At 71.8% G+C, this 22623-nt stretch carries 23 protein-coding genes; 13 read left to right on the top strand and 10 right to left on the bottom strand.

All coding sequences use genetic code 11. The annotated features are described in order from the left end of the window. Window positions 1-51 precede the first annotated feature (51 nt). From DMA15_RS07005 to DMA15_RS06995, 3 genes are all read left to right on the top strand, one after another. On the top strand, window positions 52-1203 hold the full coding sequence (locus tag DMA15_RS07005; protein WP_125511788.1) for an acyl-CoA dehydrogenase family protein: 1152 nt from the start codon (window positions 52-54) through the stop codon (window positions 1201-1203). An 85-nt stretch (window positions 1204-1288) separates the two neighbouring features. After that, a complete protein-coding gene (locus DMA15_RS07000; RefSeq protein ID WP_125511787.1) occupies window positions 1289-1579 on the top strand; it encodes a YiaA/YiaB family inner membrane protein in 291 nt (96 codons plus the stop codon). 87 nt (window positions 1580-1666) lie between these two features. Next, window positions 1667-2290, top strand: a complete 624-nt coding sequence (locus DMA15_RS06995; RefSeq protein WP_125511786.1) for a TetR/AcrR family transcriptional regulator — start codon at window positions 1667-1669, stop codon at window positions 2288-2290. 58 nt (window positions 2291-2348) lie between these two features. Here DMA15_RS06995 and DMA15_RS06990 read toward each other — a convergent pair whose 3' ends face one another. Then, window positions 2349-2813: a MaoC family dehydratase gene (locus DMA15_RS06990; protein WP_125511785.1), complete on the bottom strand. Its 465-nt coding sequence runs from the start codon at window positions 2811-2813 to the stop codon at window positions 2349-2351. A gap of 104 nt (window positions 2814-2917) precedes the next feature. Here DMA15_RS06990 and soxR point away from each other — a divergent pair, with 104 nt between their 5' ends. Together soxR and DMA15_RS06980 are read left to right on the top strand one after the other, a co-directional pair. Beyond that, on the top strand, window positions 2918-3385 hold the full coding sequence (gene soxR, locus DMA15_RS06985) for a redox-sensitive transcriptional activator SoxR (RefSeq protein WP_125511784.1): 468 nt from the start codon (window positions 2918-2920) through the stop codon (window positions 3383-3385). Window positions 3386-3494: 109 nt separating this feature from the next. Next, window positions 3495-4013 carry a hypothetical protein gene (locus DMA15_RS06980; RefSeq protein WP_125511783.1) on the top strand — a complete coding sequence of 173 codons (519 nt, stop codon included), beginning with the start codon at window positions 3495-3497 and terminating at the stop codon, window positions 4011-4013. 12 nt (window positions 4014-4025) lie between these two features. On the opposite strand, the gene DMA15_RS06975 is transcribed toward DMA15_RS06980, so the two are convergent. Beyond that, window positions 4026-4634 (bottom strand): hypothetical protein, encoded by a 609-nt coding sequence (locus tag DMA15_RS06975; protein ID WP_125511782.1) that lies wholly within the window; start codon window positions 4632-4634, stop codon window positions 4026-4028. A gap of 295 nt (window positions 4635-4929) precedes the next feature. Here DMA15_RS06975 and DMA15_RS06970 point away from each other — a divergent pair, with 295 nt between their 5' ends. Beyond that, a complete protein-coding gene (locus DMA15_RS06970; RefSeq protein WP_125511781.1) occupies window positions 4930-7758 on the top strand; it encodes a penicillin acylase family protein in 2829 nt (942 codons plus the stop codon). A 12-nt stretch (window positions 7759-7770) separates the two neighbouring features. On the opposite strand, the gene DMA15_RS06965 is transcribed toward DMA15_RS06970, so the two are convergent. Continuing rightward, window positions 7771-9036, bottom strand: coding sequence for a serine-threonine protein kinase (locus DMA15_RS06965; protein ID WP_125511780.1), 1266 nt, complete (start codon window positions 9034-9036; stop codon window positions 7771-7773). Between the two features lie 88 nt (window positions 9037-9124). Further along, a complete protein-coding gene (locus DMA15_RS06960) occupies window positions 9125-10453 on the bottom strand; it encodes an erythromycin esterase family protein (RefSeq protein WP_125511779.1) in 1329 nt (442 codons plus the stop codon). Window positions 10454-10601: 148 nt separating this feature from the next. On the opposite strand from DMA15_RS06960, the gene DMA15_RS06955 reads away from it, so the two are divergent. From DMA15_RS06955 to DMA15_RS06940, 4 genes are all read left to right on the top strand, one after another. After that, entirely contained in the window at window positions 10602-11300 is a 699-nt protein-coding gene (locus DMA15_RS06955) for an alpha/beta hydrolase (protein WP_125511778.1), read from the top strand. Between the two features lie 109 nt (window positions 11301-11409). Then, a complete protein-coding gene (locus tag DMA15_RS06950) occupies window positions 11410-12174 on the top strand; it encodes an SDR family oxidoreductase (RefSeq protein ID WP_125511777.1) in 765 nt (254 codons plus the stop codon). Continuing rightward, on the top strand, window positions 12171-13859 hold the full coding sequence (locus DMA15_RS06945; RefSeq protein ID WP_125511776.1) for an AMP-binding protein: 1689 nt from the start codon (window positions 12171-12173) through the stop codon (window positions 13857-13859). Before DMA15_RS06950 ends, DMA15_RS06945 begins: the two co-directional genes overlap by 4 nt. A 21-nt stretch (window positions 13860-13880) precedes the next feature. Then, on the top strand, window positions 13881-14474 hold the full coding sequence (locus DMA15_RS06940; RefSeq protein ID WP_125511775.1) for a TetR/AcrR family transcriptional regulator: 594 nt from the start codon (window positions 13881-13883) through the stop codon (window positions 14472-14474). A gap of 70 nt (window positions 14475-14544) precedes the next feature. Here DMA15_RS06940 and DMA15_RS06935 read toward each other — a convergent pair whose 3' ends face one another. The 3 genes from DMA15_RS06935 to DMA15_RS37335 all read right to left on the bottom strand — a co-directional run bounded on the left by DMA15_RS06935 (window position 14545) and on the right by DMA15_RS37335 (window position 17257). Further along, a complete protein-coding gene (locus tag DMA15_RS06935; RefSeq protein WP_125511774.1) occupies window positions 14545-15765 on the bottom strand; it encodes an acyl-CoA dehydrogenase family protein in 1221 nt (406 codons plus the stop codon). A gap of 7 nt (window positions 15766-15772) precedes the next feature. Then, on the bottom strand, window positions 15773-16795 hold the full coding sequence (locus tag DMA15_RS06930; protein WP_125511773.1) for a phosphotransferase family protein: 1023 nt from the start codon (window positions 16793-16795) through the stop codon (window positions 15773-15775). A 165-nt stretch (window positions 16796-16960) separates the two neighbouring features. After that, on the bottom strand, window positions 16961-17257 hold the full coding sequence (locus DMA15_RS37335; RefSeq protein ID WP_125511772.1) for a hypothetical protein: 297 nt from the start codon (window positions 17255-17257) through the stop codon (window positions 16961-16963). Window positions 17258-17349: 92 nt separating this feature from the next. Between DMA15_RS37335 and DMA15_RS06920 the strand changes: the two genes are divergently transcribed. Continuing rightward, window positions 17350-18285 carry an NADP-dependent oxidoreductase gene (locus DMA15_RS06920; RefSeq protein WP_125517368.1) on the top strand — a complete coding sequence of 312 codons (936 nt, stop codon included), beginning with the start codon at window positions 17350-17352 and terminating at the stop codon, window positions 18283-18285. Window positions 18286-18313: 28 nt separating this feature from the next. On the opposite strand, the gene DMA15_RS06915 is transcribed toward DMA15_RS06920, so the two are convergent. The 3 genes from DMA15_RS06915 to DMA15_RS06905 are packed head-to-tail and all read right to left on the bottom strand — an operon-like array spanning window position 18314 to window position 19586. After that, entirely contained in the window at window positions 18314-18646 is a 333-nt protein-coding gene (locus DMA15_RS06915) for a DUF202 domain-containing protein (RefSeq protein ID WP_125511771.1), read from the bottom strand. Next, a complete protein-coding gene (locus DMA15_RS06910) occupies window positions 18634-19026 on the bottom strand; it encodes a DUF202 domain-containing protein (RefSeq protein WP_125511770.1) in 393 nt (130 codons plus the stop codon). The genes DMA15_RS06915 and DMA15_RS06910 overlap by 13 nt, the downstream gene beginning before the upstream one ends. A 23-nt stretch (window positions 19027-19049) precedes the next feature. Beyond that, on the bottom strand, window positions 19050-19586 hold the full coding sequence (locus DMA15_RS06905) for an NUDIX domain-containing protein (protein WP_240659697.1): 537 nt from the start codon (window positions 19584-19586) through the stop codon (window positions 19050-19052). A 177-nt stretch (window positions 19587-19763) separates the two neighbouring features. Between DMA15_RS06905 and DMA15_RS06900 the strand changes: the two genes are divergently transcribed. Together DMA15_RS06900 and DMA15_RS06895 are read left to right on the top strand one after the other, a co-directional pair. Next, window positions 19764-21419 (top strand): FAD-binding dehydrogenase, encoded by a 1656-nt coding sequence (locus DMA15_RS06900; RefSeq protein WP_125511768.1) that lies wholly within the window; start codon window positions 19764-19766, stop codon window positions 21417-21419. A gap of 208 nt (window positions 21420-21627) precedes the next feature. After that, the gene (locus DMA15_RS06895) at window positions 21628-22590 is read left to right on the top strand and encodes a hypothetical protein (protein WP_125511767.1); all 963 of its coding nucleotides are present in this window, start codon (window positions 21628-21630) and stop codon (window positions 22588-22590) included. The last annotated feature ends 33 nt before the right edge of the window (window positions 22591-22623 follow it).

Below are 22623 nucleotides of genomic sequence, written 5' to 3'. Positions count from 1 at the left end.
AATTTAAAGCTGACGTAACTCGACGTAACCCGACGCGAAGAGGTGCCCACGATGAACCTGGAGCTGAGCGAGGAGCAGACCGCCGTCCGGCAGCTGGCCGAGGACTTCGTCGCACGCGAGATCACCCCGCACGTCATCGCGTGGGACCGCGCCGAGAGCGTCGACCGGGCCCTGGTCAAGAAGCTCGGCGACGTCGGCTTCCTCGGGCTCACCATCGACGAGGAGTACGGCGGCTCCGGCGGCGACCACCTCGCCTACTGCCTGGTCACCGAGGAGCTGGGCCGCGGTGACTCCTCCGTGCGCGGCATCGTCTCGGTCTCGCTGGGCCTCGTGGCCAAGACCATCGCCGCCTGGGGCAGCGAGGCGCAGAAGCGGCAGTGGCTGCCGGGGCTCACCTCCGGTGAGTACGTCGGCTGCTTCGGCCTCACCGAGCCCGGCACCGGCTCCGACGCGGGCAACCTCTCGACGAAGGCCGTGCGCGACGGCGGCGACTACGTCATCAACGGCTCCAAGATGTTCATCACGAACGGCACCTGGGCCGATGTCGTGCTGCTCTTCGCCCGGACGAACGACACCCCCGGACACAAGGGCGTCTCCGCCTTCCTCGTGCCCACCGACACCCCGGGCCTGGGCCGCCGCACCGTCCACGGCAAGCTCGGCCTGCGCGGCCAGGCCACCGCCGAGCTGGTCCTTGAGGACGTCCGCGTCCCCGCGTCGGCCATGCTGGCGCCCGAGGGCAAGGGCTTCTCCGTCGCCATGTCGGCGCTGGCCAAGGGCCGCATGTCGGTGGCCGCGGGCTGTGTGGGCATCGCGCAGGCCGCGCTGGACGCGGCGGTGACGTACGCCGGAGAGCGCGAACAGTTCGGCAAGGCCATCGCCCACCACCAGCTGATCCAGGAGCTGATCAGCGACATCGCGGTGGACGTGGACGCGGCGCGCCTGCTCACCTGGCGGGTCGCCGACCTCATCGACCGGGGGCAGCCCTTCGCCACGGAGTCCTCCAAGGCCAAACTGTTCGCCTCGGAGGCCGCCGTGCGCGCCGCCAACAACGCCCTCCAGGTCTTCGGCGGCTACGGCTACATAGACGAGTACCCGGCGGGCAAGCTGCTGCGCGACGCCCGCGTGATGACCCTCTACGAGGGCACGAGCCAGATCCAGAAACTGGTCATCGGCCGCGCGCTGACGGGCGTGTCCGCGTTCTGAGAGCGGCTGCGGACCAGCCTTCTGAGTACGTGAGTTGAGTACGGGAGCGGATGTGGCGGGCCCCCTCCCGGCCCAGGCTGGGGCCATGAGTGAGACTCCGGTCAAGCAGCAGAGCACCACCGCCTACTACGGCCAGGCCGTCGCGTCGTTCGCCATCGCCCTCGGCGCGACATCGGTCGGCATCTACAGCCTCGATGTCAGCGGCTGGATCCGCGCCTTCCTCGCCGTCTCCGTCCTGTATCTGACGACGTCCGCGTTCACCCTGGCCAAGGTGGTCAGGGACCGGCAGGAGGCCGACCAGATCGTCAGCCGCGTCGACCAGGCCCGGCTGGAGAAGATCCTCGCCGAACACGACCCGTTCAAGCCCGTCGCCTGACCCTCCGGCCCGCTCCCTAAGCGCTTGCTCACCATCAGGGGTATGGTGTCCCTCCCGGCAGACCGGGTCAGGTGTGAAGGAGTGGGCATGGGTGCGGCGGAGGAGACCGGCGTCGAGGAGCAGCCGTGGGGCCAGGTCAGCCCCGACGCGGCCAGGCGGCTGCTGATCGCCGCCGTCGAGGCCTTCGCCGAGCGCGGCTACCACGCGACGACGACCCGTGACATCGCCGGCCGCGCGGGCATGAGCCCCGCCGCGCTCTACATCCACTACAAGACCAAGGAAGAGCTGCTCCACCGCATCAGCAGGATCGGCCACGACAAGGCCCTCACCATCCTGCGCACCGCGGCGGACGGCGAGGGCACCGCGGCCGACCGGCTCGCGGCGGCCGTGCGCTCCTTCGTCGGCTGGCACGCCGCCCACCACACGACCGCGCGCGTGGTGCAGTACGAGCTGGACGCGCTCGGCGAGGAGCACCGCACGGAGATCGTCGCGCTGCGCCGCGAGTCGGACGCGGCGGTCCGCGGCATCATCAACGACGGTGTGCGGGCGGGGGAGTTCGACGTCCCGGACGTGCCGGGTACCACGCTCGCCGTGCTCTCGCTCTGCATCGACGTGGCCCGCTGGTTCAACGTGGCCGGGCGCCGCACACCCGACGAGGTCGGCGCGCTCTACGCCGACCTTGTGCTGCGGATGGTGGGCGCCCGTACTTAGGGGGCGCCGGGGCGCCCGTACTGAGGTGGCGCCGGAGCGCCCGTATGCGGGAGTGCCCTCAGAAGTAGTAGCGCGACACCGACTCCGCCACGCACGCGGGCTTGTCGGCCCCCTCGCGCTCCACGGTCACCCGCGCCGTCACCTGCACGCCGCCGTCCTTCGTGGGCGTCACGTCCGTGAGTTCGGCACTCGCCCGCAGCCGGGAGCCGACCGGCACGGGGGAGGGGAAGCGGACCTTGTCGGTGCCGTAGTTGATGCCCATCTTCATGCCCTCGACGCGCATGATCTGCGGCACCAGGCTCGGCAGCAGCGACAGGGTCAGATAGCCGTGCGCGATGGTCGTCCCGAAGGGGCCGGCCGCCGCCTTCTCCGCGTCCACGTGGATCCACTGGTGGTCGCCCGTGGCCTCGGCGAAGAGGTCGATCCGCTTCTGGTCGATCTCCAGCCAGTCGCTGTACCCCAGCCGCTCGCCGACCCCGGCGCGCAGCTCCCCGGCCGATGTGAAGATCCTCGGCTCCGCCATGTCCCTGGCCTCCTAGACGTGTGCGTCATGCGCGGACTAAGCGCTTGCTCAGCATGCGGTGTGCGCCGACGCGTGTCAACGGACCAGCCATTAGGGTTCGCCACGTGCCCCAGATCCCAGAGAAGGTCCACGAACTCACGGTCGGCCAGCTGTCGGCCCGTAGTGGCGCCGCCGTCTCCGCCCTGCACTTCTACGAGTCCAAGGGCCTCATCTCCAGCCGCCGCACCTCGGGCAACCAGCGCCGCTACCACCGGGACACGCTGCGCCGCGTCGCCTTCATCCGTGCCTCCCAGCGCGTCGGCATCCCGCTCGCCACGATCCGCGAGGCCCTCGACTCGCTGCCCGAGGAGCGCACGCCCAACCACGAGGACTGGGCGCACCTCTCGGAGCACTGGCGCGCGGAACTGGACGAGCGCATCAAGCAGTTGGGCCGGCTGCGGGACCACCTCACCGACTGCATCGGCTGCGGCTGCCTCTCCCTGGAGACGTGCGTGCTCTCCAACCCCGACGACGTCTTCGGCGAACGCCTCACCGGCTCCCGCCTGATGGTGGAGCGCCGCCCCAAGGCGTAGTGCGCCGGGCCCGCGCGTAGTGCCCCGGGCCAACACGTAGTGCGCCGGGCCCACGCGTAGTACAAGAGAGAACAGAGGCACCACACGACATCACTCAGGGGGAGGGCCGATGTCCGTCGCCATCTGCTCGTTGAAGTGGGACGCCGCACAGCACGGGCCGCAGGCCATCAGATACGACAGCGACGGCTACCACCTCGTGCGCTTTCCGTACGGGGAGGCGGCGGAGTCGTACGACCCGTGGCGCATGCACGACCCGGGCAAGGGCGGCACCGGTCCCGCCGACTTCCCGCACGCCCGCTCGGGACTGATCTGGCCGAGCCACGACGGGTGGGGCGTGCTCTCCGCGCTGGTCTTCTGGCAGCCCGCCGGCGGGCCCATCGAGTACCGCAGCCGTTTCGTCCGCGACCCGCTGAACCTGACGACCGGCTACGACTCGACCGCCACGACCGACTCCGCGCCCACCAGGGGCGGTCAGTACCGGTCGTACGTCTGGCAGATGTTCGTCCACCCGGGCACGCCGGTCGGGCTGAAGATCTCGGCACGCGGCGTGGGAGACGTGAAGCTCGCCACGCCGCTGACCCACGCCCAGTTCAAACTCGCCATACACACCGGCGTGGCCACACCCTGACCGCTCCCTCCCTCACGCCGTGACCAGCGGCCGCAGGATCCGCGCCCGCGCACGCGCCACCGCGTCCGGTGTGAGCACGGGGGCCGGCACGACGATGCCGCAGCCCGTGCAGACCGCACCGGATGACGGCTTGTGCGCGAGGCCGCGCTTCCACACCAGGTAGGTGTCCCCGCAGACGGGGCACGAGGCGCCCGGCTCCCTCTCCAGCGCCGCGATCAGCCGGCGCAGCACTTCGGCGAGAGGCGCCCGGGGGTGGACCCCCGGATCGTCGCACCAGGCGACCCCGCAGCCGCCCCAGGTGCGGCGGTGCCAGTCGTCCTCGCTGCCGGGGCGCCTGAGCCCGTCGTGCTTCTCCCTGCGGCGGCGCTCCGCGAACTCCGCCTCATAGGCGAGCCAGACCGCCCGTGCCGCCTCCAGCTCCTCCAGCGCGGCCACCAGCCGCGCCGGATCCGGTGACCTGTCCTCGGGCCCGAAGCCCGCCCGGGAACACAGATGGTCCCAGGTCGCCCGGTGCCCATAGGGGGCGAACCTCTCCAGGCACTTGCGCAGCGAGTAGCGCCGCAGCGCCAGATCGCTCTGCGGATCACGCACCTGTCTCGCGAGACTCCGGAATCCGGCCATCGCCCTGCACCTCCGTCACACGTACTTCCGAACTGGTACCCCGTGTTCCGTATCTGCCGGCGTCGCAGTCGAGTCGAAGTCGAAACGACGTCGCCGAGTAGACGTATCGACACGCGAATCGGCTCCCTTTCGAGGCGACCGTTCTTCGCCTGCCCGCCCGAGCTGGTCTGATGCGCCCGGGAAGGGGGCGCGTTGTGGTGATTCCGAAAAGGCGAAGGTTGTTCATCTTTCGAGTTCATCAACTCGCCAGTAACCTCCGCCGCATCGGCCTTCCGCAGAACCCGGAGGAGCAGCCATGCGACGACGCATCGTCAGACTCGGAACGCTCACGGCGGGAGTGGCGCTCGCGCTCGGCGCCTGCCTGGTGGCGCCCCTGCCGGGGGCGGGGGCGGCGCCGCGCGAGCCCGCCGCCGAGGAGAGCGCCGACTACTGCGAGGGGCAGTGCGCGGACATCCTGCCACCCGGCGCCAACGGCAACGCGACACTCGCCGAGATCCTCGCACACCGCCTCCTCGGCACCCAACCCGCCCACGCGAACGACCAGTTGGGCCCCTACGACGCACTGTCGTCCGGCTACCCCTCACTTACCGACGACCGTCTCACAGACTTCTTCGACGACGCCTCCTTCGGGGTGCGCGACGGCCAGATCGCCTCGGTCACCAAGCCGCGCGACGACGTGACGATCACGCGCGACAAGAAGTACGGCATCCCGCACATCAAAGGCACCACGCGCTACGGAACCGAGTTCGGCGCGGGCTTCGCGGCCGGGCAGGACCGGCTCTGGCTCATCGACCTCTTCCGGCACATCGGCCGTGGCCAACTGACCTCGTTCGCGGGCGGGGCACTCGCCAATCAGGGCCTTGAGCAGCAGTTCTGGCCGCAGGCCCCGTACACGGAGAAGGACCTGGAGAAGCAGGTCGAGTACATCAAGGCGACGCGGGGCGAGCGCGGCGAGCGGGCGATGGAGGACGCGCAGGCCTACGTCGACGGGCTCAACGCCTACCGCGTGAAGGCGAAGAACGGCCGCTACTTCCCCGGCGAGTACGTCCTCACCGGCAAGATCGACGCGATCACCAACATCGGCGAGATAGAGCCCTTCAAGGTCACCGACATGATCGCGCTCGCCTCGGTCGTCGGCGGGCTCTTCGGCAACGGCGGCGGCGGAGAGGTCGAGTCCGCCCTCTCCCTCCTGAAGGCCCAGGAGAAGTACGGCGTGGAGAAGGGCACGGAGGTCTGGGAGTCCTTCCGCGCCCGCAACGACCCCGAGGCCGTGCAGACCGTCCACGACGGCACGAGCTTCCCGTACGCGGGCAAGCCCGAGAAGGCGCGCGGCACGGCCATGCCCGACCCGGGCTCGGTCGAGCGCGAGCAACTGGTGTACGACCGGGAGGGCGGCGCGAAGAGCGGCGCCAAGGACCCGGTGCGGGCCCCCAAGAAGCTCAAGCCGCTCCAGGGCATGTACGACAAGGGCGTCCTGCCCTCGGACCTCTTCAGGCCGGGCGGCCACAAGAAGGGCATGTCGAACGCCCTGCTCGTCTCCGGCAAGCACACCGCGAGCGGGAACCCCGTCGCCGTCTTCGGCCCCCAGACCGGGTACTTCGCGCCCCAGCTCCTCATGCAGCAGGAGCTCCAGGGGCCCGGCATCAGCGCGCGCGGTGTCTCCTTCGCGGGTGTGGGGATGTACGTCCAGCTGGGGCGCGGCCAGGACTACGCCTGGTCGGCGACCTCCGCCGGGCAGGACATCACGGACACGTACGCCGTCGAGCTGTGCGAGCCGGGCGGCGGCACGCCCACCAAGCAGTCCACCGGCTATCTGTACCGGGGCACGTGCACGCCCATGGAGAAGCTGGAGCGCAAGAACGCCTGGAAGCCGACCCTCGCCGACTCCACGGCCGCCGGTTCCTACCGCATGCAGGTCCTGCGCACCAAGTACGGCATCGTCACCCACCGCGCGACCGTCGACGCCAAGCCCGTCGCCTACGTCTCGCTGCGCTCCACCTACCGCCACGAGGCCGACTCGATCATCGGCTTCCAGATGCTGAACGACCCCTCGTACGTCACGGACGCGGCGACCTTCAAGAAGGCGGCGCAGCACATCAGCTACGCCTTCAACTGGTTCTACGCCGACTCGCGCGACATCGCGTACTACAACAGCGGCGCCAACCCCGAGCGCGCCGAGAGCGTCGACCCCGCGCTGCCGGTCAAGGCGGAACAGGCCTACGAATGGCGGGACTTCGACCCGGAGGACAACACCTCGGCACAGACCCCGCCCGCCGAGCACCCCCAGTCCGTCAACCAGGACTACTACATCTCCTGGAACAACAAACAGGCCAAGGACTTCAGCGCGGCGGGCTTCGGCGTCAGCGCCGTGCACCGCGGCGACCTGCTCGACGGGCGGGTCAGGAAGCTCACGGAGGAGGGCGGTGTCACCCGCGCCTCGCTGACCCGGGCCATGGCCGAGGCGGCCGTCACCGACCTGCGCGGCGAGCAGGTGCTGCCCGAGCTGCTGAAGGTGGTGCGGAGCAAGGCCGTCACCGACCCGCGACTCGCCGAGGCCGTGCAGCAGTTGGAGGCGTGGCGCAAGGCGGGCGCCCAGCGCAACCAGACGTCCGCGGGCTTCAAGGCGTACGCCCACCCGGACGCCGTACGCGTCATGGACGCCTGGTGGCCGCTGCTCATCGAGGCCGAGTTCAAGCCGGGCATGGGCAAGGAGCTGTACGACGCGCTGACCGCGCAGCTGAGCACCGACGAGGCGCCCTCCGCGGGCCACGGCCCCACCGGGGCGCACGCCGGATCGGCCTTCCAGTACGGCTGGTGGGGCTATGCCGACAAGGATCTGCGCAAGGTCCTCGGGCAGCCGGTGAAGGGCGAACTGGCCCACACCTACTGCGGTGACGGCAAGCTCGACGCCTGCCGCGACGCCCTGCTCACCACCCTCGCGCAGGCCGTCGCCAAGCCCGCCACCGAGGTCTACCCCGGCGACGACGCGTGCAAGGCGGGCGACCAGTGGTGCGCGGACGCGATCGTCCACCGGGCGCTCGGCGGCATCACGCACAAGCCGGTCCAGTGGCAGAACCGCCCCACCTACCAGCAGGTCGTCGAGTTCCCCCGGCACCGCCAGTAGGCCGGGGCGCCCTCAGGCGAGAGGGATCCGCCCGGCGGCGAACACGGCACGTGCCAGCTCCTCATGGCACACATCGCTGTGCGCGCCGGCGGGCGGGCCGCCGCGCCGCACCACCGACGCCGCGTCCACGCTGACGCACCCCTCGGCGGGCATGGCCTCGCCGAGCCTGATGCGTGTCGTGCCGTCCACGGCCCGGATGCCGCCGTACCCGATGGCGCCCCACCGCTCCCACAGGTGCAGGAAGCTGGTGGAGTCGCCGGTCAGCTTCGACGCCAGGGGGTAGAGCCGCCCCAGGGCGTCGTCGTGGCGCGAGTAGCAGCACACGAGGGGGCCGTCGACGCGGCGCTGCACACCGCGCAGGGCGCCGCCGCGCGAGCGGTCGTGCGGCAGCCGCTCGGCGAACGCGTAGTGCGAGAAGGCCCCTTGGAGCAGCGTCACCGACTTCACCGCGCGCACGTCCGCGGGCATGCCGCGCAGCGCGTACGACACGAGCCTGGCGCCGAAGCTGTGCCCGATCAGATGCACCCTGACGCCGGGCACGTCGGCGCTGAGCAGGCCGATCGCGGGGCCGAGGCCCAGCTGGCCGACGGCGCCCGCCCGGCGCTTCATCGCGAAGTAGGTGCCCTGCCGCAGCAGCTCGTGCGCGCCGTCCCACACCCGCTTGCGCAGGTCCCCGAGCAGCTCGGGCCGCCCGGTCTCCGCGCGGGCCGCGGCGGCCAGCACCTCGCAGACCTGGACCGCGTCGTCGGTGAGCATGGCGGGCTCGCCCGCGCCCAGGTCCTCGCCGAGGTTGCGGGCAGGGCTCGTCTCGCGCAGGGAGACCAGCTCACGGACGTGCCGCCCGAACTCGTAGACCCGGGAGGGGACATCGGAGCGCTCCGCGAGCAGTTCGGCGATTCGGTCGAGCGTCGCGCCGTGGTCGGGGAAGGCGCGGTCCAGCGCCTGCCGGGTGGCCGCGTCGAGCACGGGCGCGGCGGCGGTGGCCGCGACGGTGGCGGCCGAGGGGTCGAAGTCGGGGATCGGCTCGTCGGGGAAGCGGATGGCGGGCCACAGCACGCCGACGTAGCCGAGGCGTGCCTCGGGCGCGGCCAGGTGCGCGAAGGGGGCGAAGAAGCGCCGGTACAGCTTGCGGGCGTCCTTCTTGTCGTTGTTCCAGCCGTGCGCGAAGACCAGCAGGTCGGTGACGCTCTCGCGCTCCGTGCCGGACAGCAGCGCCGCGCGCTGCGCGGTGTCGACGTCGCCGTCGGCGTCGAAGGTCAGTTCCCAGTAGGGCTCCACGCCCGTATGGTCCTGCCGCGCGGGCCGCCTGGCCATCCCCCGCGCTCGCCCGTCTCGGGGAGCGCCCCGGCGCCCCGGCTCATCCCGCTCATTGAGGCTGGCGGTGAGCCGCGGTGACGCGGTGCAGATGGATGAGGATGTCGTGCGAGGGCGCGAGGCGGATCTTGTACGGTCCGTCCGGCCAGCCGGAGCCGATGCTGCGGGTCACCCGTGCCTCGCTCAGCCAGGCGCGCGTCGGCTTCGGCAGGGAGCGCATGTCCACGAAGTAGTCGTCGTGGCGCACCTTGTCGAGGGTGTGCTCGTTCATGCCGCGCGTCGCGGGGCCCACCGTGAAGGACTTCCACGCGCCGTTGTCGGGGCCCTGGGCCAGGAACGACCCCTGGTCGAAGGTGAACCCGAGGCTCACGTACCGCTCGCCGAGCCTGTCCCGCAGGAAGGCGCCCTGCATCTTCGGGTAGCGCGGGTCATGACTCTCGTACGCGACATGGGCGTTGTGGGCCGAGAGGAGCACCTTGTCGCCGGTGTGCCGCTGCCACCACGCGGTGTTCGCCGCCATGAGGCGGTCGCGGTACAGCATGGCGTCCTTCTGGCCCTCGGGCGTGTCCAGGGGGAAGGCGTAGATGGCGGCGGTCTGCGACAGGGACCGGGCGTGCTGGAGCGCCCAGGTGAACTTCCGGTCGGCGGAGCCGGGTCGGCGCTTCTCCAGCAGGTCAAGGGCTTCGCGTGCCTTCTCCGCCAGCTCCCGGCGCTCCTTGAGGGGCCGCCCCATGTAGGTGTCTCCGTCCGCGAGGCGCCGCATCGGCGCGTAGCGGCTGGTGATCTCTGGCAGCAGATCGGGCTCGTGCGCGCGGACGTACTCCTCCACCCCGTCGAACACTTCGCGGCCGAGTTCGGGGTAGTTGAGGTCGTTGCCCATGAAGCGCACCTGGCGGTGCGGGTGCCCGGCGTTGTACGCGCGCATCCAGCGCAGCAGGTGGACGTACTCCTCGGTGTCCCAGGGCGTCTTCGCCAGCTCGCGGTGGACAAGCTTTCGGACATCGCCACCGCCGCCCCGCACATACGCGTCGAAACGCAGGCCGGTCGTCCAGCTGACCTCCTGCGAGAAGGAGGTGAAGCCCTTCTCCTCCACGAGGTAGCGGAACACGCGCTCCTTCATCGTGAAGAACTCGTGGGAACCGTGTGTGGCCTCGCCCAGACCCACCACAGAGGCGTCGCCCACCATCCTGCCCAGGGGCCGCAGATCCTCCGTGCCGCCGCCGGGGCCGGTCGAGCGCAAGGGGTGGGCGGCGCGCTCGATCGCCGCGACCGGGCCGGCGGGCCGGGGCGCCGCCTGCGCGGCCGCGGGTGCCAGGAGGGCCGCCGTGCCCGCCGCCGTGACCAGCAGGAGCGGGACCCTTCGCGGTGCCGTGCGGGGCATGTCGTGTCTCCTCGATCCGCTTGACCCGGCCCACTTGGGCCGACCGAAGATCACGATTCCGTACGCCGGGCCACCGCCGCCATCCGGCAGGCACCCAGGTCCCGGGTGGGGCCTGCCCCACCCCGCGCGGGGCGTGTACGTTCGCGCCATGAGCGATTTCGTACTGGTGGCGGGTGCCTGGCTCGGCGCGTGGGCCTGGGACGACGTGGCACGGGAGCTGCGGGCGGCCGGGCACGGCGCCCATCCGCTGACACTCTCCGGCCTCGCCGACAAACAGGCGATACCGGCCGATCAGCAGACCCATGTGCGGGACATCGTCGACGAGGTCGAGCGGCTCGGCCCGCGCGATGTCGTCCTGGTCGGGCACAGCTACGCGGGCATCCCGGTCGGCCAGGCCGCCGAGCGGATCGGCGACCGGCTCGCCCGCGTCGTGTTCGTCGACGCCAACGTCCCGGTCGACGGGGAGTCGTTCGCCTCCTCGTGGTGGCAGGGCCAGGCGGTGTTCGAGGAGACGCTCGCCGAGAACGACGGCTTCTGGGCACCCCCGGCCTGGACCGACCTCGACGGGCAGGACCTCGGGAGCGAGCAGGTCGCCCGGTTCGCGAGCGGCGCGACAGCGCACCCGGGCGCCACGCTGACCGGGCCCGCCGTGCTGGAGCGCTCGCCCGGCGAGCTGCCCGCGACATACGTCAAGTGCCTGCTCGACGGCGCCGAGCCGATGGACGACGCGGCCGAACTGCTGAAGAGCGACCGCTGGCGCCTGGTGGAGATGGACACCGGGCACTGGCCGATGTTCTCCCAGCCCCGCGAGCTGGCACGGATCCTGCACGCGAGCTGCCGGAGCTGAGCGGCGGCGCCACTCGCCCCCTTCCGCCACGACATACCGACTGGTTAGTCTGCCGGGACGGACGGGCCGCGAGAGCCGTGGTCGAGCCCGATGTCGAAGGAGACCGGTCGTGGAGAGCCTGCGGGACAAGGGAGTCGTCGTCACCGGTGCCGGGGGCGGGATCGGAGCCGCGCTCGCCCGCCGCTTCGCCGCCGAGGGGGCCCGCGTCGTCGTCAACGACCTGGACGGCGCCAAGGCCGCGGCCGTCGCCGACGAGGTGGGCGGCATCGCGGTCCCCGGAGACGCCTCGGGGATCGTGCCGCGGGCCACCGAGGCGCTCGGCGGCACGGTCGACGTGTACTGCGCCAACGCCGGGCTCGGCTCCGGCGGCACCGAGGCCGCGCCCGAGGAGGTCTGGGCCGCGGCCTGGGACGTCAACGTCATGGCGCACGTGCGCGCGGCGCAGGCCCTGCTGCCCGGCTGGCTGGAGCGCGGCGGCGGCCGCTTCGTCTCCACCGTCTCCGCGGCCGGCCTGCTCACCATGATCGGCGCCGCCCCCTACAGCGTTTCCAAGCACGGGGCGTACGCCTTCGCCGAATGGCTCTCGCTCACCTACCGCCACCGCGGCCTGAAGGTCCACGCGATCTGCCCGCAGGGCGTGCGCACCGACATGCTCGCCGCCACCGGGACCGCGGGCGACCTCGTGCTCGCCCCCACCGCGATCGAACCGGAGGCCGTCGCCGCCGCGCTCTTCGCGGGCATGGCCGAGGACCGCTTCCTGATCCTTCCGCACCCCGAGGTCGCCGCCTACTACCAGGCCCGCGCCGCCACCCCCGACAAGTGGCTGACCGGCATGAACCACCTCCAGCAGAAGTGGGAGGAGGCGCAGCGGTGACCGAATCCTCAGCGGACGCGAACGGCTCGGTCTACGCCGCCAAGCCCTGGCTCGCCCGCCTCAACGAAGCCCAGCGCGGCCCCGTGAACCCCGCCCCCACCCTGGTCCACTCCTTCCGCGCCGCCGTCGCCAGGGCCCCCGAACACCCCGCCCTCGCCTACTTCGACGGCCGCCTCAGCTACCGCGAGACCGACGCCCTCAGCGACTCCGTCGCCGGACACCTCGCCGCGCGCGGCCTCGCACGGGGCGAGCGCGTCGCGATCCTCCTCCAGAACACCCCGCACTTCGTGATCGCGCTCCTCGGCGCCTGGAAGGCGGGCGCGACGGTGGTGCCCGTCAACCCCATGTACAAGTCCGCGGAGGTCCGCCACGTCCTCGCGGACGCCGATGTGACGGCGCTGATCTGCGCGGACCGCTCCTGGGAGACGTATCTGCGCGACACGGCGGCGGGCTCGCCGGTGCGGATCGTGCTCACCGCCTGCCAGCTCGACCTCCAGAGCAGGAACGACCCCCGGGTCCTGGACTTCGCACGCCTGCCGGTCCCCGCCGACGCCGACGACCTGGTGGCGGTCGCACGCCAAGGCCTCCCCGCCCCGGCCGACCGCGGACTCGGCCCCACCGACGTCGCCCTCATCAGCTACACGTCCGGCACGAGCGGCACCCCCAAGGGCGCCATGAACACCCACGGCAACATCACCTACAACGCGGAACGCCAGCGCACCGGCGCCGGAATCCCCGAAGGCGCCTGCTACTTCGCGATGGCGCCGCTCTTCCACATCACCGGCATGGTCGCCCAGATCGCGGCGTGCCTCGCCAACGCGGGCACCCTCGCGCTCGCCTACCGCTTCGAGGCCGGCGTGGTCCTCGACGCCTTCGCCGAACACCGCCCCGCGTACACGGTCGGCCCCTCCACGGCGTTCATGGCGCTCGCCGCCCACCCCTCGGTGACCCGCGCCCACTTCGACTCCTTCCGGCTGATCTCCTCGGGCGGCGCGCCGCTGCCCCCGGCGCTCGTCGTGAAGTTCCGCGCCGCCTTCGGCCCCTACCTCCACAACGGGTACGGCCTCACCGAATGCACCGCCCCCTGCGCCTCCGTGCCGCCGGGCCAGGAGGCCCCGGTCGACCCCGTCTCCGGCACCCTCGCCGTCGGTGTCCCGGGACCCGAGACGGTCGTACGCATCCTGGACGAACGCGGCCAGGAGGTCCCGTTCGGTGAGCACGGCGAGATCGTCGTCGCCGGGCCGCAGGTGGTCCCCGGCTACTGGAACCGCCCCGACGCCACCGCCGAGGCCTTCCCCGGCGGTGAACTGCGCACCGGGGACATCGGCTTCATGGATCCGGCCGGCTGGCTCTACGTCGTCGACCGCAAGAAGGACATGATCAACGCGTCCGGCTTCAAGGTCTGGCCGCGCGAGGTCGAGGACGTCCTCTACTCCCACCCGGCCGTGCGCGAGGCGGCCGTCGTCGGCGTGCCCGACAGCTACCGCGGGGAGAGCGTCAAGGCGTACGTCAGCCTGCGTCCCGGCGGCGACACGGGCGCCGCCGAACTGACCGCGTACTGCAAGGAGCGGCTCGCCGCGTACAAATACCCGCGTGAGGTCGAGATCCTGACGGAGCTGCCGAAGACGACAAGTGGGAAGATCCTCCGGCGGGAGTTGCGTTCCCGTTCACAGGACAGTCAGTGACACGAAAGGCAGGTGGCGGAAGTGGCCAGGACGACGGACGGTGACGGCACGCCCGTCCCGCAGCGGCTGCTGGCCGCCGCCACCCGGCTCTTCGCCGACCACGGCTACGACCGCACGTCGGTGCAGGAGATCGTGGAGGCGGCCGGCGTCACCAAGGGCGCGCTCTACCACTACTTCGGCTCCAAGGACGACCTCCTGCACGAGGTGTACGCCCGGATGCTCCGCGTCCAGCAGGAGCGTCTGGACGCCATCGCGGACGCGGACGCCCCGGTCGAGCAGCGGGTCCGGGACGCCGCCGCGGACGTCGTGGTCACCACCATCGACAACCTCGACGACGCCTCGATCTTCTTCCGCTCCATGCACCACCTGAGCCCCGAGAAGAACAAGCAGGTGCGCGCCGAACGCCGCCGCTACCACGAGCGCTTCCGGGCCCTGATCGAGGAGGGCCAGGACTCCGGCGTCTTCTCCACGGCGACCCCGGCGGACCTGGTGGTGGACTACCACTTCGGCTCGGTCCACCACCTGTCCACGTGGTACAGCCCCGAGGGCCCCCTGACCCCCCAACAGGTGGCGGACCACTTGGCGGACTTGCTCCTGCGGGCGCTGCGGCCGTGAGATTCAGCCTGTCCGGCGTTTGAGGACGAACTCGGCGAAGCCGGTGATCAGCGGCGCCCACGGCCCCGGGTCACAGATACCGCTTGAGCTCCCGCCGCGCCAGCGAGCGCTGGTGCACCTCATCCGGTCCGTCAGCCAAGCGCAGCGTCCTCGCTGCCGCCCAAAGCTCCGCCAGCGGAAAGTCCTGACTGACCCCGCCCGCCCCGTGCAACTGCACGGCCCGGTCGAGGATGTCGACGACCGTACGCGGCGTCGCGATCTTGATGGCCTGGATCTCGGTATGGGCACCCCGGTTGCCGACGGTGTCCATCAGCCAGGCCGTCTTCAGGACGAGCAGCCGCACCTGCTCGACCGCGACCCGCGCGTCCGCGATCCACTCCTGGACGACGCCCTGCTGGGCCAGCGGCTTCCCGAACGCCGTACGCGCCACCGCGCGCCGGCACATCAGCTCGATGGCCCGCTCGGCCATCCCGATCAGCCGCATGCAGTGGTGGATACGGCCGGGCCCGAGCCGCGCCTGCGCGATGGCGAAGCCGCCGCCCTCCTCGCCGACGAGGTTCGCGGCCGGGACGCGCGCACCGTGGAAGACGACCTCGGCGTGCCCGCCGTGGGAGTGGTCCTCGTAGCCGTACACCCGCATCGCGCGCCTCACCTCGACACCCGGGGTGTCGCGAGGCACAAGGACCATCGACTGCTGGCGGCGGATGTCGGAGCCCTCCGGGTCCGTCTTGCCCATCACGATGAAGATCTCGCAGTCGGGGTTCATCGCCCCGGAGATGTACCACTTGCGCCCGGTGACGACGTACTCGGAGCCGTCCGGGGAGCGCTCTATCAGCGTGGTGATGTTCGTGGCGTCGGAGGAGGCCACCTCCGGCTCGGTCATCGCGAACGCGGAACGGATCTCCCCGGCGAGCAGCGGCTGGAGCCAGCGCTTGCGCTGCTCCTCGCTGCCGAACTGGGCGAGGACCTCCATGTTGCCGGTGTCCGGGGCGGCGCAGTTCAGCGCGGTGGGCGCCAGGTGCGGGGAGCGGCCGGTGATCTCGGCGAGCGGCGCGTACTGGAGGTTCGTCAGCCCGGCACCGTACGCGGGGTCGGGCAGGAAGAGGTTCCACAGGCCCTGGCGGCGGGCCTCGGCCTTCAACTCCCCGACCACGGCGGGGGTGTCCCACGGCGAGGCCAGCGCGGCGCGCTGTTCCTCGGCGACGGGCTCCGCCGGATAGACGTGCTCGTCCATGAAGGCGAGGAGCTTGGCCCGCAGTTCCTCGGTGCGTGCGTCGAATGCGAAATCCATGGTCGGGTCAGCCTTCCTGAAGAGTGGTCAGGCCGTGCTCGATGAACACGGGCACCAGTTCGCCGATCCGGTCGAAGCCCGCGCCGACGGTCTGGCCGAGCGTGTACCGGTAGTGGATGCCCTCCAGGATCACGGCGAGCTTGAACCACGCGAAGGCGGTGTACCAGGAGACGGCCGACACATCGCGCCCGGAGCGCGTGGCGTACCGCTCGATCAGCTCGGCCGGGTCCGGGTGGCCCGGCGCGCCCGCCGTCGTACTGACGGGGGAGTCCGGCACCTCCAGCTTGGCGCTGTACATGACGAGCAGCCCGAGGTCGGTGAGGGGATCTCCGAGCGTGGACATCTCCCAGTCGAGGATGGCCCTGATCCGGTCGTCCTCGCCGATGAGGACGTTGTCCAGGCGGTAGTCGCCGTGGATGACGGTCGGCGCCGGGGAGGAGGGCAGCGAGCGCCCGAGCGCCGCGTGCAGTTCGTCGACGCCGGCGAGGGCGCGGTTGCGGGAGGCGTCCAGCTGCTTGCCCCAGCGGCGCAGCTGCCGGTCGAGGAAGCCGTCGGGCCGCCCGAAGTCACCGAGCCCGACCGCCTCGGGGTCCACGGCGTGCAGGTCGACGAGCGTGTCGACGAGGCCGAGCACGGCGGCGCGGGTCCGCTCCGGCCCGAGCGGGGTCAGCTCCTCGGCGGTGCGGTACGGGGTGCCGTCCACGAACTCCATGACGTAGAAGGGCGCCCCGATGACCGTGTCGTCCTCGCAGAGCAGCACGGGCGCGGGCACGGGTACGTCCGTGGGGTACAGGGCCTCGATCACCCGGTGCTCGCGCTTCATGTCGTGCGCGGTGGCCAGCACGTGGCCCAGCGGGGGCCGCCGGACGACCCAGCGCGTGGTGCCGTCCGTCACGGCGTACGTGAGGTTGGACCGGCCGCCCTCGATCAGCCGGGCGGCGAGCGGCCCGCCGACCAGGCCTGGCCGCTCGCGGTCGAGGTGGCCGCGCAACTGGTCGAGGTCGAGACCCGGCGGCTGCTCTGCGCTCATCTATCGCTCCTGATCGGCATGGGTGGTGACGTCCACCATGATGCCGACCAGTCGGTATGTAGTCCAGACCGCAAAGCACCCCGAAGAGCGCCCCGTAAGGGGCGCGGGGAACTGCGCGCTCAGCCCCATGCGGCCCGCAGCTACCCCCCATGCAAGGCGGATCGCTCAGTGATCGTCCCAGTGCCCGTCGTGGGCGGCGTGCCGGTGCCCATCATGCACATAGTCCACATGATCACCGTGGAGAACGGACTCGTGCCCGCACCCGTCCCCGTGCCGATGCTCATGATCCTGATGGGCCACGTGGCCGGCCGGCTCGCACTCGTCGTAGTGGTCCGAGTGGCGCCGGTGCATGTGCCCGTCGTGCGCGTAGTCGACATGGTCACCGTGCGGCACCTCGGGATGCCCGCAGGCCGGCCCATGGATGTGGTCGTGCACCGGGTGTTCGTGGTGGAGCGTGGTCATGGCGCGCACCTTCTGTGACGTCCGGGAATGCGTTGACCCTCTCAGGCTAGCCCCCGATGCCCCATTTATTCCGCTATGTGAGCCTGGTCGGTGTGAAGGCGATCAGCTACCGCCGCTACGGCGGACCCGAGGTCCTCGAATACGGCGAGGTGCGCGACCCCAAGGTCGGCCCCGACTCCGTCCTGGTGAAGGTGCGGGCCGCCGCCGTCAACCCCGTCGACTGGAAGTGCCGCGAGGGCTATCTCGACGGCGCCCTCGACGCGGTCTTCCCGGTGATCCCGGGCTGGGACGTCGCCGGAGTGGTGGTCCAGCCGGGCCCCTCCGTCACGGAGTTCTCCGTCGGCGACGAGGTCATCGGATACGTACGCGAGGACTTCCTCTCGCGCGGCACCTTCGCCGAGTACGTCGCCGCGCCGGTGCGCACCCTCACCCGCAAGCCGCGCAACCTCACCTTCGAGGAGGCCGCGGGCCTGCCCCTCGCCGGGCTCACCGCCTACCAGGTGCTCACCAAGGCGCTGGAGGTCAAGGACGGCGACGTGGTCCTCGTGCACGCGGCGGCCGGCGGGGTGGGCTCCCTCGCCGTGCAGCTCGCCCGGCACGCGGGCGCCCGCGTCATCGGCACGGCCAGCGAGCGCAACCACGACTTCCTGCGGGAGCTGGGCGCCGAGCCGGTGACGTATGGGGAGGGCCTCGTCGACCGGGTCCGCGGCCTCGCCCCCGAGGGCGTCGACGCGGCCTTCGACACCGTCGGCGGCGACGCGCTCAAGGCGTCCGTCGAACTCCTCGCGCAGGGCGGCCGGCTGGCGTCCATCGCGGACAGCGGGGTGACCGGCATGGGCGGCCACTACTGCTTCGTACGGCCCGACGCCGCCGATCTGGGGCGGCTGACCGAGCTGGTGGAGCAGGACGTGGTGACGATCCACGTCGAGGAGACGTTCCCGCTGGAGCGGGCCGCCGACGCGCACCGGAAGAGCGCGGAGGGGCGTACGCGCGGCAAGGTCGTCGTCACGGTGGACTGGCCGGACTGACCCGGCGCCCTCGCCCTCGCCGCACCCCTCAGACCACCATCGCCGCCGCGCACACGGCCAGCGCCAGCGTGCACACGGCCGCCGTCCACGCGCCCCGCACGGTGAGCGTCCGGGGCCTGCGGGCGGTCAGCGCGGCCATCCTGCGGTGCGCGACCACCAGGAAGCCGAGCCAGAGCAGCAGACACAGGGCGCAGACCAGCACGCCGGACGCGGTGGCCCCCTCGTGCAGCACCGCGCGGGCGGCGAGGAGGGCGGCGACCGTGCAGGACAGCGTCGTACGCCGCCACGCGAGCCGTGTCCGCTCCGGCTGGAGTCCGGGGTCGCGGAGCTGCTCCGCCGCCCGGTCCGTCACCCCTCCCACCCGAAGAGCACGACCACCACCATGGCGAGCGCCACCACGGCGACCACCAGGCTCAGCACCGTCGGGAAGCGGCCCACCGGCAGGTCCTCGCCGCGCCGCATGGCCCGCTCGCAGCGCACCCAGTGGTTGACCGCCCGCAGCGAGCACAGCACACCCGCGGCGAGCAGCGCGAGCGCGAGCCCGATCCGCCAGCCCCAGCGCAGGTCCGGCAGGAACTGGTCCACGGCGAAGCCGCCGCCGATCAGCGCGAGCGCGGTGCGCAGCCAGGCCAGGAAGGTGCGTTCGTTGGCGAGCGAGAAGCGGTAGTCGGGGGTGTCGCCCTCCTCGCGGATGCGTTCGGGCGCGAACCACAGCCTCAGGCTCTGTACGAAATTGCTCACGGCCGCACCATAAGCCGTGCCGATCAGCTGGTGCGGAAGGCCTTCAGGCGGTGGTAGGCGTCGAGCCCGTCCGGCACCCACTCCCACTCGTCGAGCCGCCGCTCCAGCTCCTCGTCGGTGAGGAAGGTGTGCCAGGCGACCTCCTCGACCTGCGGGTTCACCGGCAGCTCGCAGCGGACTTCGTAGAGGTACGCCCACCAGGTGCGCCCCGCGCCGTCGTCGTAGAGGAACTTGAACAGCGGGGTCGGACGGGGGAGCTCGTCGACCCCCAGCTCCTCGCACGCCTCGCGCAACGCCGCGTCGTCGCAGGCCTCGCCCGCCCCGACCACACCGCCGACGAACATGTCGTACAGCGAGGGGAAGACCAGCTTGGTCGCGGTGCGGCGGTGCACGAAGACGCGGCCCTCGGCGTCCCGCGCCTGGATGAACACACAGCGGTGGCGCAGACCGCGCGCGTACGCCTCACCGCGCGGGGCCTCGCCGATCACCTCGTCGTGCTCGTCGACGATGGTCAGGATCTCTTCGCGGGGGTCGGGCAGGGGGCGGGTGTGTGCCGTCATGCCGGCCATCCAACCGCACGGCCTCCCGCGCGTCCTGCCAGGGTGGGTGCTGGGCGGGCGCGGGGTGGGTGCTCCCGGGGCAATCTCCGCCCCTCCACCGGTTGACGTGGGGCATTCCGCTGCCCAGGATCTGACCCACCGGTAACTTCACGGGCCCCTGTCGAGGAGGACGACCCTATGGCGTACGACGCAGATGTGATCGTGATCGGGGCGGGGCTCGCCGGACTCGCGGCGACCGCGGAACTCGTCGACGCGGGCCGCCGGGTCATCCTCGTCGACCAGGAGCCCGAGCAGTCCATCGGCGGTCAGGCGCACTGGTCCTTCGGCGGCCTCTTCTTCGTGGACTCGCCCGAGCAACGGCGCCTGCGCATCAAGGACTCCCACGCGCTGGCCCTCCAGGACTGGATGGGCACCGCCGCGTTCGACCGCCCCGAGGACCACTGGCCGCGCAAGTGGGCAGAGGCGTACGTCGACTTCGCGGCCGGTGAGAAGCGGTCCTGGCTGCACGGGCAGGGCGTGCGCTTCTTCCCGGTCGTCGGCTGGGCGGAGCGCGGCGGCTACGACGCGCAGGGCCACGGCAACTCGGTGCCGCGCTTCCACATCACCTGGGGGACGGGCCCGGGGCTGCTCGCGCCGTTCGTGCGCCGGGTGCGGGCCGGGGTCGCGCGCGGCCTCGTCCAGCTCAGGTTCCGCCACCGCGTCACCGGGCTCACGCGCAGCGCGGGCGCCGTCGACACCGTCAGCGGCGAGGTCCTCGAACCCTCCGGCGTCGAGCGCGGCAAGGCCAGCAGCCGCGAGGTGGCGGGGACCTTCGAGTTCCGGGCCCAGGCCGTGATCGTGACCTCGGGCGGCATCGGCGGCAACCACGACCTGGTCCGCGCCAACTGGCCGGAGCGGCTCGGCACCCCGCCCGAGAAGATGATCTCCGGGGTGCCCGCGCATGTGGACGGCAAGATGCTCGGCATCGCCGAGAGTGCCGGGGCGCGTCTCATCAACCGCGACCGCATGTGGCACTACACCGAGGGCATCCAGAACTGGAACCCCATCTGGGAGCGGCACGGCATCCGTATCTTGCCGGGCCCCTCGTCCCTGTGGCTGGACGCGCGCGGCGAACGCCTGCCCGTGCCGCTCTTCCCCGGCTTCGACACCCTCGGCACGCTGCACCACATCATGGGCACCGGCTACGACCACACCTGGTTCGTGCTCAACCAGCGCATCATCGGCAAGGAGTTCACGCTCAGCGGCTCCGAGCAGAACCCCGACCTGACCGGCAAGTCGGTGCGCGGCGTCATCGACCGGGCGCGCTCCGAAGTGCCGGGCCCGGTCAAGGCGTTCATGGACCACGGCGTCGACTTCGTGGTGGAGAGGGACCTCGGCGCGCTGGTGCGCGGCATGAACGCGCTCACCAAGGAGCCCCTGATCGACGAGGCCGCGCTGCGCCGCACCCTCGTGGCGCGCGACCGCGAGATCACCAACCCCTTCACCAAGGACCTCCAGGTCACCGCCATCCGCGGCGCCCGCAAGTTCGTCGGCGACCGTCTCATCAGGGCCGCCGCCCCGCACCGCGTCCTCGACCCCAAGGCGGGCCCGCTGATCGCCGTGCGCCTCAACATCCTCACCCGCAAGACACTCGGCGGCCTGGAGACCGACCTCTCCTCGCGCGTCCTGACCGAGGGCGGCGAACCTCTCGCCGGTGTGTACGCGGCCGGGGAGGCCGCCGGTTTCGGCGGCGGGGGAGTGCACGGCTACCGCTCGCTCGAAGGCACCTTCCTCGGCGGCTGCCTCTTCTCCGGGCGGGCCGCGGGCCGGGCGGCGGCCCGCGAGGTGAGTTGAGGGGCCGCACGGCGGGTTGAGCGGCCGCACGGCGAGTTGAGCAGCTCTTTGCCAAGCGGGGTTCTCCCAGGTGAAGGGCGAAGTCAGCAGATCTTGAAACGAGTTGGTGAAGGGAGAAGGTTAGGCTGCCCTTGACGTGGACTGGTGCCTACCGGTTTGCTGTGCGTGATCATCCGTACGCAAGCCGCGCCGGGGAGGAAGTCCCGCGGTGTCACCACCCCCACCCCCACTGGGCCGTTCCCGCAAGAGGGCCGCGGCGCACGCTTTCGACCCCGCGCTCGACGACGCCGAACTCGTCGCAGCCCGGGCCGCGTTGGCGCAGGGGCGCTGGATCGAGGTCCGCGCGCTGCTCGCCGCCACCGGCGACGACTGGGACCGCAGGGGGCACCGCTTCGACGTCCTCGGACAGGAGCCCACCGCCGCCGCGTGGGCCCGCGACTGGCGGCTCGTGGAGCCCGAGAGCTACGACGCCGAGGTGCTGCTCGCCTTCACCGCCGTCCACAAGGCGCTGCGCGGCAAGGAGCGTTCGGACACGGTGCGCGCCCTGTGCCGCGAGGCGGCCACCCGCGTCCCCGCCGACCCGACGCCCTGGCTCGCCCTGCTCCTGCTTGAACGGTCGCTGGGCCGCGAGGAGGACGTCGTACGCCTCTTCGACGAGGTCCGCCACCGCCACCCCGAGCACCACCACGCCCACCACCTGATGGTCGCGAGGCTCGCCGAGCGCCGCCCCGGCGCGGGCCAGGACCCCCTGCACGAGGTGTACGACTTCGCCGCCTGGGCGGCCGAACAGGCCCCCGCCGACTCGCCGTTGGCGGTGCTGCCCGTCGTCGCGCACGCCGAGCGCTACCGCGTCCTCGCCACCGCGGGCATGGAGCCGCCCGACCCGATGGCCTCCGGGCACTGGACCGGGCGCAGGGCCCGCGGTGTCATGAAGGCCGCCTTCGACTGGTGGCTGGAGTGGGAGACGCCCGACGGGCCGTCCCACCCGCGCTGCCACGTCGACCTCAACTTCCTCGCCCACGCCAAGTGCTGCGAGGGCAGGGCGGCGGAGGCCGCCGTGCTCTTCCACCGCATCGGCCGCCACGCCACCCCGGCCCCCTGGTCGTACCCGGACCGGGACCCTTACCGGGCGTTCACCGCCGCGCGCGCCACCGCGCTCGGCTCGGCCTGAGCATGCGAGGACCCGCCCCGCGTACCCCTATCC

It is taken from the genome of Streptomyces sp. WAC 01529 (genome assembly GCF_003945545.1).
In the GTDB taxonomy this organism is placed as follows: domain Bacteria; phylum Actinomycetota; class Actinomycetes; order Streptomycetales; family Streptomycetaceae; genus Streptomyces; species Streptomyces anatolicus.
Note: the sequence above shows the minus strand (reverse complement) of the source record. Positions and strands in the feature narration are given on the sequence as shown.

Coding starts and splice junctions, on each gene's coding strand:
- DMA15_RS06930 (WP_125511773.1), bottom strand. CDS start 16,795: ATGAGCGCAGAGCAGCCGCCGGGTCTCGACCTCGACCAGTTGCGCGGC.
- DMA15_RS06935 (WP_125511774.1), bottom strand. CDS start 15,765: ATGGATTTCGCATTCGACGCACGCACCGAGGAACTGCGGGCCAAGCTC.
- DMA15_RS06955 (WP_125511778.1), top strand. CDS start 10,602: ATGAGCGATTTCGTACTGGTGGCGGGTGCCTGGCTCGGCGCGTGGGCC.
- DMA15_RS06980 (WP_125511783.1), top strand. CDS start 3,495: ATGTCCGTCGCCATCTGCTCGTTGAAGTGGGACGCCGCACAGCACGGG.
- DMA15_RS06970 (WP_125511781.1), top strand. CDS start 4,930: ATGCGACGACGCATCGTCAGACTCGGAACGCTCACGGCGGGAGTGGCG.
- DMA15_RS06900 (WP_125511768.1), top strand. CDS start 19,764: ATGGCGTACGACGCAGATGTGATCGTGATCGGGGCGGGGCTCGCCGGA.
- DMA15_RS06905 (WP_240659697.1), bottom strand. CDS start 19,586: ATGACGGCACACACCCGCCCCCTGCCCGACCCCCGCGAAGAGATCCTG.
- DMA15_RS07000 (WP_125511787.1), top strand. CDS start 1,289: ATGAGTGAGACTCCGGTCAAGCAGCAGAGCACCACCGCCTACTACGGC.
- DMA15_RS07005 (WP_125511788.1), top strand. CDS start 52: ATGAACCTGGAGCTGAGCGAGGAGCAGACCGCCGTCCGGCAGCTGGCC.
- DMA15_RS06960 (WP_125511779.1), bottom strand. CDS start 10,453: ATGCCCCGCACGGCACCGCGAAGGGTCCCGCTCCTGCTGGTCACGGCG.
- DMA15_RS06990 (WP_125511785.1), bottom strand. CDS start 2,813: ATGGCGGAGCCGAGGATCTTCACATCGGCCGGGGAGCTGCGCGCCGGG.
- DMA15_RS37335 (WP_125511772.1), bottom strand. CDS start 17,257: ATGACCACGCTCCACCACGAACACCCGGTGCACGACCACATCCATGGG.
- DMA15_RS06995 (WP_125511786.1), top strand. CDS start 1,667: ATGGGTGCGGCGGAGGAGACCGGCGTCGAGGAGCAGCCGTGGGGCCAG.
- DMA15_RS06975 (WP_125511782.1), bottom strand. CDS start 4,634: ATGGCCGGATTCCGGAGTCTCGCGAGACAGGTGCGTGATCCGCAGAGC.